This window comes from Bacteroidota bacterium (assembly GCA_030017895.1).
Taxonomy (GTDB): Bacteria; Bacteroidota; Ignavibacteria; order UBA10030; family BY39; genus JASEGV01.
In genome coordinates this window covers 1-11933 of sequence record JASEGV010000083.1, presented here as the reverse complement: position 1 = coordinate 11933, position 11933 = coordinate 1, and the positions used below count along the sequence as shown (strand labels likewise).

Here is an 11933-nt window from a genome sequence, read left to right as displayed (position 1 = left end):
ATGTTACGCTGTTTCTATCTATCATTTTTACCCACTCACTTCCACGATGAGCCTTTTCAATTAATATTTCTACTTTGTAATTATTTTGTGAATTCAAATACCCAATATTCAGGAAGAAAGTTATTAATAAAATTACCAAAATATTTTTCATTTTAATCTCCAAATTATTTTAATTATTAATCAGTCTTTACTTTGAAAAACTCATAAATATAATTATTCAAGTCTGGGTGCCAATTATTAAAATCGCCCCCACTTTGTTTATCCCCAAATACACGTACTCTTTTCTCTGCTGCTCCCCAAAGAAAATGCTCTACTATTCCAATTGAGCTTATTACTTTAAAATCTTTACCATTACCACCTGTTCCAGAACTTATATCTGTAATAATACCAGCATGATCAAAAAAATTATTCCTGTCAAAGTCATATAGGACGACATCCCCCACCGCAACAGACGTGGCGTTAGTTAGTTTTAACCTATCTAATAAATCCCCAACGCCCAATGGTGCGTCAATAGGATAATTTATTCCTGCACCAACAATTCCGTTATAAACCAATATGTAACAAACAAAACCTGCCTGATATGTTGGATGGGGGAATTGCTTATCTTCACCATTTTCTCTCCAGAAATACCCGGGAAATCCTGTCCCTTCACTCTCAAGATATTGTGAATAATTTGTTTGGTTATCGACAGATGCCTGTTGGATTTTTTGTATATAATTATATTTATTTTCAATGCTTGAAAATTTTCCAACTCGCGAGCTCGGTGTCCAAGCAACTGTGCCAACTGTGTTTTTTTGTGTTCCATTCGTCCCCTCTCTTGGTGGAATAAAAAACTCAGGGCAACCCCATAAATATTTCCGTACTGCATCCGCTATCTTTTTATTAGGTGGTGGGTCGACGGTTAGATTATTAACTGTACACCCTATATTAAAAATTAAACTGTATAGTAAAATATGAATTCTTATTTTATCGTTCATTATATTTCCCTTTTTTTAAAAAAAATCACAACATAAACATTTCCACAAAACTTCATATCTTTCTCCAAATTATTTTTGGTATTGTTGAACCTCCTCTAAAGATTCGGTTCATAAATTATTTTTTTTGCCTTCGCGTTATCTTAGTAGATATATAAAAATATTATTGCGAAAAATCAAATTTTAAACGTCAAAAACTACTAACGAAAAAAAAAACGATGTGATTTATGTCAAAGTAAATTAACTTATAGGAAATATTTTACGAATGGTTTGGAATAACCAACCTATAAATTCAGCATCGTAACACAAAGTGCAGAAAAAATTACAAGGTGAATTGCGATGCGAATAACATTGAGTGGAATTTTTAACATTTTTTCATTTTTGTTGAATTTGGTTTGTCTTCGAAGTATTTTAAACGAAACCGTAACGCAACATTTACCAAACTTATCAAAACCGGAACCTCGACAAGCGGACCTATCACCGCCGCAAAAGCTTCCCCCGAATTGATTCCAAAAACTGCTATCGCCACAGCAATAGCTAATTCAAAATTGTTGCTTGCCGCTGTAAACGAAAGTGTAGCTGTTTTAGAATAATCCGCACCGATCTTTTTTCCCATATAGAACGACACAAGAAACATTATTACAAAGTATAACAGAAGAGGAATTGCTATACGGATTACGTCGAGCGGAATTTTTACAATGTATTCACCTTTCAAGGAAAACATCACAAGTATCGTGAACAATAATGCAATCAGAGTAATCGGACTGATTTTAGGAATGAATTTCTTTTCGTACCATTCTTTACTTTTGAATTTAATCAGAAAAAAACGAGTGAGCATTCCGGCAATAAAAGGAATGCCGAGATAAATGAAAACACTTTCGGCAATCTGCCCGATTGTAATATCTACTGCAAATGTTTGCAGCCCTAACCAAGATGGTAAAACAGTTAAAAATACATAAGCATAAACTGAAAAGAAGAGTACTTGAAAAATAGAGTTGAACGCAACCAAACCGGCAGCATATTCAGTATCCCCTTTTGCGAGTTCATTCCACACTATTACCATAGCAATGCAGCGCGCTAAACCAATCAGTATTAAACCAGCCATATAATGCGGGTAGTCTGGAAGAAATATTATTGCAAGAACAAACATTAAAATCGGTCCGATAATCCAATTCTGAACCAGTGATAAAGAAAGAACTTTTACATTCTTGAATACATCGCCAAGTTCTTCATACTTAACTTTTGCGAGGGGCGGATACATCATCAAAATTAATCCGATTGCTATCGGAATGTTTGTGGTTCCGCTCTGAAATGAGTTCCAAAAGTTTACGATGTATGGAAAAAGATAACCGGTTAAAACACCGACGAACATTGCGAGGAAAATCCAGAGTGTTAGGTATCTATCTAAAAAGGAAAGTCTTTGGGATACTACATCTGTTTTCTGTGTTAGGGAAGACATATTTTTCCTAATATAGTTGTTTTCAAAGCACCTGTTGATTTAATAATATTTGCCGGAATTCCTGAGATGGTTTCGTTTGCCAGAACCGCAAAACAGATTGCCTCTTTTGCATCCGATGAATATCCTACATCTTCAATCGGCTTCACGATTATGGGATGGAAATACATCTTTAAAGAGTTCATCAGATATAAATTATGAACTCCTCCTCCGCTTACAATTATTTCATCAAGCTTTACTTTGTTTTTTATAAACTTCAAATATGCATCATAAATTGTAATGGCGGTAAACTCGGTTATGGTTGTAATAATATCTTGTCCGGAAATAGTTTTAGTCTTTTTTAAAATATTTTCAACAAACTTATCTCCAAACATTTCTCTGCCTGTTGACTTGGGTGGCTGCTGTGATAAATATTTACTTTTCATCATCCAACTTAATAAATCAATGTTCAACTTTCCTCTGCATGCAATTTGTCCCGATTTATCGAACGGCTTATTGAACAACCTTTTCATAAGATTATCGATAATCATATTGCCAGGTCCTGTATCGAATGCAAAGACAGCATTCAAGGATGCATTTTTAGGTATGACTGTGATGTTAGCAATTCCACCGATATTCAGGAGTCCCCGGTTATGCTTATCTGATCGGAACATAATATAATCGAAATACGGAACAAGCGGGGCACCGCTGCCTCCAACTGCAACATCGGCTACTCTGAAATCACCCACGGTTACAATTCCTGTTCTTTTTGCAATTACAGTCGGGTCACCAATTTGGAGAGTCGCTCTGATGGATTTACCGAACATATTAATTTTTCCGGGCAAGTGCGAAATTGTCTGTCCGTGTGTTCCAATCAAATCAATATGTTGCTTACCAAATGTAGATTGTGCCTTTTGAATAATTTTCACGGCAGCATCGGCAAAATATTCACCGAGTAGTATGTTTAAACGAGTAATATCATCAAGTCGGGCTGTTTTAACATCCGAATTTTTAAGTATAAATTTTTTTAATGATTTGGAATATGGATAGGCTTCAAAAGCAATTTGACGAAGTTTTGTTTTAACTCCTTTATTTTTAATTTCAACTAAAACAGCATCTATCCCGTCGGCAGATGTTCCCGACATCAAGCCGATAACCAATTTAGATTTCTTTTTTGAAAGCCGTATTAATGATTTCATTTCTTTTTGAATAAAAATTTCTTTAATATATTAAACACATGAACGAATTCAAAAAGAGAGATAAAGAAAACCCTGTTGTAATAATTGGGGGTGGCGCTTCAGGTATGATTGCCGCTTGGAGGGCTGCTTCGCTTGGTGCACCTACGATATTACTTGAAAAAAATAAAAAACTTGGAATCAAAATTTTAATTTCGGGCGGGGGTAAATGCAACATTACTCACGATGGCAGCATCGAAGACTTGTTAAAAAGTTTTCAGAAAAATGAAGTGTTATTTTTGAAACCTTCGGTTTATAAATTCAACAACCGAAGTATTGTAAAACTCCTGGAAGACCGCGGAGTTGAAACTTATACGCGGGACGATGGGAAAGTATTTCCAAAAAGCAACGACGCCTCCGATGTCGTTGCTGCTTTAGAATGGTATCTGCGAAAATCAGGCGTTGAAATACGAACAGACTGTTGTGTTCAGGAAATTATTTTTGAAAATGAGGCTGTAACCGGAGTGAAATTAAATAACGAAATAATTTATTCATCCAATGTTATTCTTGCCACCGGCGGGATGTCGTATCCGCAAACCGGAACAACAGGCGACGGATTCCGGTTCGTAGAAAAAACCGGACACACAATCGTTCCGCTGCGACCGGCACTTGCTCCTATAAAACTGTCCAACAAATTTCCGTATGGATGGGGCGGTGTCGCGATTCGAGATGCTGAATTAATCTGCCTTGTTAACAATCGTAAAACACATAGCGAACAGGGCGATTTCCTTTTTACTCACGAGGGTATTTCTGGTCCTGTCGTGTTAGAGTTAAGCAAGTATGCCCCAATGGATCTGACGAATAATAAAGTTGAGTTAATACTCGATACGCTGCCCGACAAAGATGCGTCAATGGTAGACTCCGAGATTCAACAACTAATCAGCGTGCACCCGAACAAACAGATCGGAAAAATTGCAGGATTGTTTTTGCCAAATCGCATTGTTAATCATTTTCTCAACTCAATACATATTGATCCGGAAAAAGAATGTAAAAAATTAATAAAAGAAGAACGCAAACAATTGGTGAAACTTTTAAAAGAAATGAACATCGGCACGGTTGCTTCGATAGACATAACTAAGGGAGAGATAACAGCCGGAGGCATTTCGCTGAAAGAGGTCGACCCGAAAACTATGCAATCACGATTAGTTAGGGGTTTATTTCTAAGCGGTGAAGTATTAGATATTGCCGGAAGAATTGGAGGTTATAATTTGCAAGCGGCTTACTCGACAGGATTTACGGCAGGCGAGAGTGCGGCTATAAATTGTAAATCCCAGTCCACCTGAAGCAGACCGGGATTTATTAAATTGTAACACGGTATTAAACTTTTTGAACGTGTGTAGCCTGCAAACCTTTTTCAGTTTGTTCGACTTCGAATTGGACGCTGTCGCCCTGCTTCAAAGCTTTGTATCCCTCGCCGATGATCGATTGGTAGTGAACAAAAACATCTTCTCCGGATTCGCGTGTTACAAAGCCAAAACCTTTTGTGTTGTTAAACCACTTGACTTTACCAATTTCCATAGTACTTCCTTAAATTAATAATTAATAGCTTGTACGCCAGTTAGAGCTTTGAAACGAAAACCCAATACAGCAGCAACTCATCTGGAATTCCGTCTTGGCTGCCTCATCTGAAGAACCAGCTATTATAGTGGTTCGTACAAAAAAAGCATACTTCGTAAAAAGCACAAATAACGGTGTACTGTTAATTGTTGGAAACAAGATAAAACCATTTATTATTAAAGTCAAGTGGTTGAGCGATTTTCTTACTTCCACTTTAAAAGTTCTTCGTCAACTTTTTTCTTTTTTCCGACATATACGAAGTTTAAATTCGTAATATATTTGTTAGCCATTGTTTTAATTTCTTCAGCTGTTACGCGGTTTATCAACTCAACAAGTTTAGCTGCGTTTTTCCAGGACCCTGTGTATAGTTGAGCCGCTGCAAGTGCACCTCCTTGCATTGCATTTGTTTCCTGTCGCATATAATCCATAGTAATAAAACGCATCTTGTGATTCTTCATCTCTTTTTCAGATATGGTTTCAGTCTTTAATTTAGCTAACTCGCCAACCATTACTTTAATTGCTGAATCAGGATCAGTTGTTGAAACATAGATAAAACCAGTCGAGGTTTTTTCGGTAATCATTGCAGCTGCCGGTGCGTAACTCAAATTGCGTTTGGTGCGTACTTCCTCGAACATCCGATCACGCAAAATTGAGTGTGCAAGTAATGCGGCATAGTAATCGGGTTGGTTCATACTTGGAAGCAAGTACTGCCCCATCACATAGTTTGTGGGCAATGGCTTTTCGACAATAGTATAATCGGATTGCTGTGATTTTGAAGGAGCTGCAAACGGAGTTTCTTTGTAACTGCCAACCGGAAGTTTTGCAAACAATGCATTTACTTTTTTCTCAAAATCTTTTTTGTCTAATCTTCCCACTACAACCAAAAGCATACGCGATTTTTCCATTAGCTGTTTGTAATAATTCATTAACTCTTCTGTTGTAAATTTTTCAACAGTCGGTGTAGTTCCAATCCAACGGTTTGCGTATGGATGTCCCTCGAAATACCATCTCACCATCTCTTTCCTTATTAAGGCATCGGGATTTGTATCCTCGGTTTTAATAGCACTGATTAATTTTTCACGCGTGAGTGTTACCTCGTTTTCATCGAAGGCAGGATTTAAAATTATATCTTCAAATAGTTCCCATGTTTTCGAGAAATTTTCCTTAACACACCTGATGGAAAGCACAGAAAAATCGTTATTGCTGCTCGAGCCAATCGTTGATCCAAGTTTATCGAGTATTGAACTATATTCGTCCTTTGGAAATTTTTTTGTTCCGCTCGTAGTGGCAACTTGCAGTGCAAAATTTTCAATCCCTGCCGTTTCAGGTGTAAGATTTGCAGAGCCACCTTTGACAAACAACCTGACTGCAACTACATCGTTCTCTGCAGGTTTAAAAATAACTTGTACCCCGTTTATATTCATTTCAGTTACATCCTTTTGAGAATAAACAGTTGATATTGTCAGTATTAATATAAAAAGTATAATTATTGTGGTTTTCATTTTTATTCCTTTCCTATTTACTTTCCCTTTTTCTCGAATTCTGACGTTCCGAGCAACAGATCGGTTCCTTTCAGATCAAGCGTTTTCACATTATCTTCCGATATTAACACACCGATTACATAGTTTTTCCCTTTAATATATTTTCTTACAAAATCGCTGATATCCTTACGTGTAACTTTTTTCAAATCCTTAATATAATTTTCATAATAATTCAGTCCGGCACTTGCCCACCAGTAGCTGACTGTATGAATCCAACTCGAAGTCGATTCGCGTCCGTAAATTTCTTCAACTGCAAGTAGGTTCTTCGCTGTTTCGATCTGATCGTCGGTGTAATAATCGGGTGAGTCGAATTTTTCAATCTCTGCCGATAGTGCTTTGACAGCGTCTTTCAACTTATCGGGCATCGTTTGAAAAACAAACATAATCGGTCCTACGTTGTGCTCTGTCTGATATCCAAAGTTGAGTCCGACCATCAGTCCCGATTCGACTAACGCTTTTTGGAAGTTTGAAGTTTTTTGATTGATGATATATGAAAAAACATCGGCAGCGTGTGTGCCTGCAATATCACGCTTTGTATCAGGTCCGTGGAAATTTGCAATTCCAACTACAATTGGAAATTCTTTTTCTAATATTATCGTTTCTGGTTTTTCTATCGGTTTGAAAGTAACAGGGGGATTTTTTATAAACGGGTCTTCGCCCTTCTCCCACTTACCGAAATATTTTTCAACAAGTTTATATACTTCTTCGGCTTTCACATCCCCCGCTATCAACAACGAGGAATTGTTAGGAATGTAGAATTTCTTTTGGATTGTTTTCATTTGTTCTTGCGTTGCGGCAAGTAGTGTTGAACGTTCACCAATTGCATTTTTCCGGTTGTAATATTCGCCCCACGTTTTTTTATTCAACGCCACAAAAAGATGATACGGCGGTTGAGATTCGGCTCGATCATATTCACCAATCACCACAGGTCGCTCTTTTTCAAGCTCCGTCTGGTCAAACAGCGGATACATAGTTGCATCGCGCATATATTCAATTGCTTCTTCCAAATTTGTTTTCGGACAAGTGAAAAAATAATTAACCCGCTCGTTGCCGGTAGTTCCGTTCCATACCATACCTAACTCGCGTCCCCGTTCCAAAAATGCTTCCTGATTGGGAAGCTTCTCGTTCGCTTTGAAAAACATGTGCTCATAAAGATGAGATAATCCGCTGTACTCTGGTGGTTCAGCAAACGCACCGTTCTTCACACAAATCTCTACCGTAATTAACGGCACTGCACTGTTTTCGGCTACTAAAATTTCTAAACCGTTTTTTAAAACCTTCTTCTTGATTCCTAAATCTTTTGAATACATAATTTGATTAATAAAAATGAACATCAAAATGATAATTGCAAGTTTGAGAAATTTCATAAATATTCCCTTTCATAATGAATTAAGATAGTTTTTGATACGTTGTGTATATAATAAAAACTTGTGAATTTTACAAACATTTACGGCAGTCCGGCAAACTATGTTTCATAAATTTTGCAAAAGACAATCTTATTTATATATTTACTACAAAAAGAAAGGACTTTTTAAGATGTATAAAGATATTTTTGAGAAATTAGAAAAAGATAATGTAAAATTTATACAATTACAGTTTACTGATTTATATGGTATAATCAAGAGCTTGACGATTCCTGTTAAACATCTTGGCGATTCTTTTCAATACGGGACTTGGTTCGACGGTTCTTCGATCGAAGGATTTGCACGAATACACGAGAGCGATATGTTCCTGAAGCCGGACATCGATACCTATGCAGTAATCCCTTGGCTGAACTCACCCGATGGAAACACTGCACGTTTTATATGCGATGTTTTTAATCCTGATGGAACTCCCTTCGAAAGCGATCCACGATATATTTTAAAGAAAGTAATTGCCGAAGCTACAGCAATGGGATACGAATTTAATACCGGTCCTGAGCTTGAATTCTTTTTATTTAAAAGAGAAAACGGTTTACAAGCTCTGCCGCACGACAGCGCCGGATATTTCGATTTAACTACCGATCAGGCATACAACATCCGCCGCGATATGGTGGTAGCGCTTGAGCAATTCGGAATTGAAGTTGAAGCTTCGCATCATGAATGCGCACCCGCACAACACGAAATCGATTTCCGTTACGGCACGGCTCTCAAAACTGCCGATGCTGCTTCAACATTACGATTCGTTTTAAAAGCCGTGGCTCAAAAACACGATTTGTATGTTACCTTTATGCCCAAACCAATGATGGGAATGGCTGGTTCAGGGATGCACGTGCATCAAAGTTTGTTCGATTTAAAATCCGGAGAAAATCTTTTTTATGACGAGAAAGATAAGTACAAGCTTTCAAAAATTGCCTATAGTTTTATAGCTGGCTTGATGAAAAACATTAAAGGACTTTCGGCAGTTTTATCGCCGACTGTAAATTCATACAAACGACTTGTTCCCGGTTACGAGGCGCCTGTTTATATCTGTTGGGCACGCACTAATCGCTCAGCATTAATTCGCATACCACAGTACTCGGCGGGCAAAATCAAGTCAACACGAATTGAGCTGCGATGTCCTGACCCATCAAGCAATATTTATTTAGCATTTGCAGTAATGTTAAAAGCCGGTTTGGATGGAATTAAAAATAAGCTCGTACCTGCACAAGCGGTTGAAGAAGATGTTTATCATTTTGATGAAGAGAAATTGAATTCGTTGGGAATTTCAACTCTGCCCCACTCGCTGCTTGAAGCGATAAAAGAGATGGAGAAAAATGATATCGCCCGCGAAACTTTAGGCGATCATACATTTAACAAATATCTTGATGCCAAGATGAAAGAATGGGACGAGTTCCGGCTTCAAGTTACACAGTGGGAGTTGGATAAGTATTTAGAAATTTATTGATGAGTGTGTAGGTTTATTTTATAACAAGTTACTATATCATTTTGCCAACTGAGCGCCTCCTTCCTGTCCGCCGATTATGACCATCGGGGGAGAGGCGGGGGGCCGACTCTGCGTTTAATAAAGAACAAGCAACTTAACCGCAACGAAAGCAAAGACGCAAAGGATTAACAATAAATTCCGACTTCTATCTAACAAAAAAAGCCTAATTTTTTAGGGCTCGGCTACGAGGTGTAGATCGATCTGATATTAATACACTTCATCGTGTGTACCGATATCTAAAAAGACGATTTTATCTTTATCTGCAAAGTAAAAAACAACTCGTACGTCATAGTCAACCCGAAAGCTATAAAGCCCATCAAGTTTACCAGAAAGCTTGTGAGTTCGGAGCTTTGCATCGAAAGGGTCAATCATGAATATGTTTAATAGTTCAAAAAAATGTTGCTTCAGTTTTTCAGAAGCAGCAATTCGCTTTCGGAAAGCTCTCTTAAAGGCAGGGTCGAAAGATACTTTCATCATTATTCAAGTTCTTTACGTAAATCTTCAATTTTGTCCGAAAACTTTAGGATGCCATGTTGGAGTTGTTTTTTTGAGTAAAGATATTTTTGATGAATCTCTTCTCGCCTTGCTTCCAGGACGTATTTCATCAGAAGAGCTTGAAGTTCTTCTTTCTCATCAAGAGAAAGTTTCAGAACATTCTCCACGATTGAGTTAAAGGTTGTATTCATTGTTTATTATCCTTATAAATTTTTTATCAATTTTAATTTAATTCAATCTTGAGAAATAAACAACCCCCTATTCGAATCGAAGGTTCATTAAGGTTTAGCGCGGGTCTTTTTCGCATGAGTTACAAATAAAAAAAACACTTTGCCAACTGAGCGCCTCCTTCCTGTCCGCCGATTATGACCATCGGGGGAGAGGCAGGGGGGACGACTCTGCGGTTAATAAAAAACAAGCAACTTAACCGCAACAAAAGCAAAGACGCGAAGGATTAACAATAAATTCCGACTTCTATCCAATAAACCACATATTGACCTTCGCATCTCTCCCCTTACCTACGATCCGAAAGATTTTTATGAGCAAAACTTGATTCCTTACGAAGCTATGACAAATGGAATAAGGATAGCATAACGATAAAGAATAGCGAAAGTTCTTTGCTTTCTCGACAGACTTAAAATCTATCGCACCAGTAGGAAGGTACGATACATTTTCTCACTATCCAATTTATTCGAAAATAAACTAAAATGTTCCGAATACGGGCGGTTTTGAGATTGTTAACGAATGTAGTAAATTTACAAAAAGAGGTTTATATGTCTATCAACGAAATAAAATCAAATTTTCATTCTTTGATCGATGAAATCGAAAATGAGAAGGCTTTATCTCAGGTGTATGAGTTGTTAAAGTCTTTTCTTCTGCAGAAAAAAGGAGTCGACTTTTGGGATCTCTTTACTGATGAACAGAAAAAAGAATTGGAATTAGCGTGGGAAGATTCGGAACACGCCGCTAATTTAACCGGAAATAACACAGTAATTTCTCAAGCTCGAGAATGGATAAAGAAATAGTTGGTCAAAAAAAAGCAGAAAATAAATTTTTATTCATATCCAGTTACTTAAAAAGTGAGTGGTCCATTAGCGTTGCAACCGAATTTATAAACAAGGTAGAAGAAAAAACACATCTTTTAAAGTCTTTTCCAAAAGTAGAGGCTGACCAAAAAGTCTGTTTTCTCGATACGTTCGCTTTGCGAACACTCGAAAACCGGCAAGATAAGCAGGTTCTCGAGTTCGATTTAGTAGAAATCGAGTAACGAGAGAACTTATTAGTCAACCTCGAAATACTAAGTTTTCTCGACAGACTGAAGCCAGCCCGCCCCTGTCGTTCGGGCGGGTCTATCGTACCATCTAAGTAAATTAAAAAAGCCGGATCCCGTCCCGATCCCGAATGTATTCGGGACGGGATCGGGACCGGCTTCTTGCTACTAGGAGTTACTATAATGTTAACAACCTATTTGATGAGTAGCAATTTTTTTGTATCCGAGTAAGTTCCTGCTTGTAATCTATAGAAGTACACACCGCTTGGCAAGTTTGGATTGCTGAAGACTACCTCATGATATCCTTCCTTCTGTTGTCCGTTTACCAATGTTGCAACCTGTTGACCAAGCGTGTTATGGACTGTCAGAGTCACATATGCTTGTTCTGGTAAACCGTACTTGATCGTAGTTGAAGGATTGAATGGGTTGGGATAATTTTGATGTAGTGAAAAATCTTCAGGTATGCTTTCATCAAATGTTGCAATATTTTTACTTTGCTTCCCAACAATTAAAACATTATCG

General features: G+C 37.5%; 13 protein-coding genes. 4 read left to right on the top strand and 9 right to left on the bottom strand.

Annotated elements, in window-relative coordinates:
• Positions 1–176 precede the first annotated feature (176 nt).
• The 3 genes from QME58_12420 to QME58_12410 form a co-directional block, all read right to left on the bottom strand.
• On the bottom strand, positions 177–977 hold the full coding sequence (locus QME58_12420) for a hypothetical protein (protein MDI6804628.1): 801 nt from the start codon (positions 975–977) through the stop codon (positions 177–179).
• A 361-nt stretch (positions 978–1338) separates the two neighbouring features.
• A complete protein-coding gene (gene arsB / locus QME58_12415; protein ID MDI6804627.1) occupies positions 1339–2433 on the bottom strand; it encodes an ACR3 family arsenite efflux transporter in 1095 nt (364 codons plus the stop codon).
• On the bottom strand, positions 2421–3608 hold the full coding sequence (locus QME58_12410) for an anhydro-N-acetylmuramic acid kinase (protein MDI6804626.1): 1188 nt from the start codon (positions 3606–3608) through the stop codon (positions 2421–2423). The genes arsB and QME58_12410 overlap by 13 nt, the downstream gene beginning before the upstream one ends.
• Positions 3609–3646: 38 nt before the next feature.
• Between QME58_12410 and QME58_12405 the strand changes: the two genes are divergently transcribed.
• Positions 3647–4927, top strand: coding sequence for an NAD(P)/FAD-dependent oxidoreductase (locus QME58_12405; protein ID MDI6804625.1), 1281 nt, complete (start codon positions 3647–3649; stop codon positions 4925–4927).
• 34 nt (positions 4928–4961) lie between these two features.
• On the opposite strand, the gene QME58_12400 is transcribed toward QME58_12405, so the two are convergent.
• The 3 genes from QME58_12400 to QME58_12390 all read right to left on the bottom strand — a co-directional run bounded on the left by QME58_12400 (position 4962) and on the right by QME58_12390 (position 8109).
• Positions 4962–5162: a cold-shock protein gene (locus tag QME58_12400; GenBank protein ID MDI6804624.1), complete on the bottom strand. Its 201-nt coding sequence runs from the start codon at positions 5160–5162 to the stop codon at positions 4962–4964.
• Positions 5163–5404: 242 nt separating this feature from the next.
• Positions 5405–6703, bottom strand: coding sequence for a pitrilysin family protein (locus tag QME58_12395; GenBank protein MDI6804623.1), 1299 nt, complete (start codon positions 6701–6703; stop codon positions 5405–5407).
• A gap of 17 nt (positions 6704–6720) precedes the next feature.
• The gene (locus QME58_12390) at positions 6721–8109 is read right to left on the bottom strand and encodes a pitrilysin family protein (protein MDI6804622.1); all 1389 of its coding nucleotides are present in this window, start codon (positions 8107–8109) and stop codon (positions 6721–6723) included.
• 169 nt (positions 8110–8278) lie between these two features.
• On the opposite strand from QME58_12390, the gene QME58_12385 reads away from it, so the two are divergent.
• On the top strand, positions 8279–9607 hold the full coding sequence (locus QME58_12385) for a glutamine synthetase family protein (GenBank protein MDI6804621.1): 1329 nt from the start codon (positions 8279–8281) through the stop codon (positions 9605–9607).
• Between the two features lie 246 nt (positions 9608–9853).
• On the opposite strand, the gene QME58_12380 is transcribed toward QME58_12385, so the two are convergent.
• Both QME58_12380 and QME58_12375 read right to left on the bottom strand, forming a co-directional pair.
• The gene (locus QME58_12380) at positions 9854–10120 is read right to left on the bottom strand and encodes a type II toxin-antitoxin system mRNA interferase toxin, RelE/StbE family (protein ID MDI6804620.1); all 267 of its coding nucleotides are present in this window, start codon (positions 10118–10120) and stop codon (positions 9854–9856) included.
• Positions 10121–10122: 2 nt separating this feature from the next.
• Positions 10123–10332: a hypothetical protein gene (locus tag QME58_12375; GenBank protein ID MDI6804619.1), complete on the bottom strand. Its 210-nt coding sequence runs from the start codon at positions 10330–10332 to the stop codon at positions 10123–10125.
• Positions 10333–10914: 582 nt separating this feature from the next.
• Here QME58_12375 and QME58_12370 point away from each other — a divergent pair.
• Together QME58_12370 and QME58_12365 are read left to right on the top strand one after the other, a co-directional pair.
• On the top strand, positions 10915–11166 hold the full coding sequence (locus tag QME58_12370; protein MDI6804618.1) for a hypothetical protein: 252 nt from the start codon (positions 10915–10917) through the stop codon (positions 11164–11166).
• Positions 11151–11408 (top strand): hypothetical protein, encoded by a 258-nt coding sequence (locus tag QME58_12365; GenBank protein MDI6804617.1) that lies wholly within the window; start codon positions 11151–11153, stop codon positions 11406–11408. Before QME58_12370 ends, QME58_12365 begins: the two co-directional genes overlap by 16 nt.
• A gap of 197 nt (positions 11409–11605) precedes the next feature.
• Here the strand turns inward: QME58_12365 and QME58_12360 are convergent.
• Positions 11606–11933, bottom strand: a 328-nt coding sequence (locus QME58_12360) for a T9SS type A sorting domain-containing protein (protein ID MDI6804616.1), incomplete at its 5' end; no start/stop codon positions are given.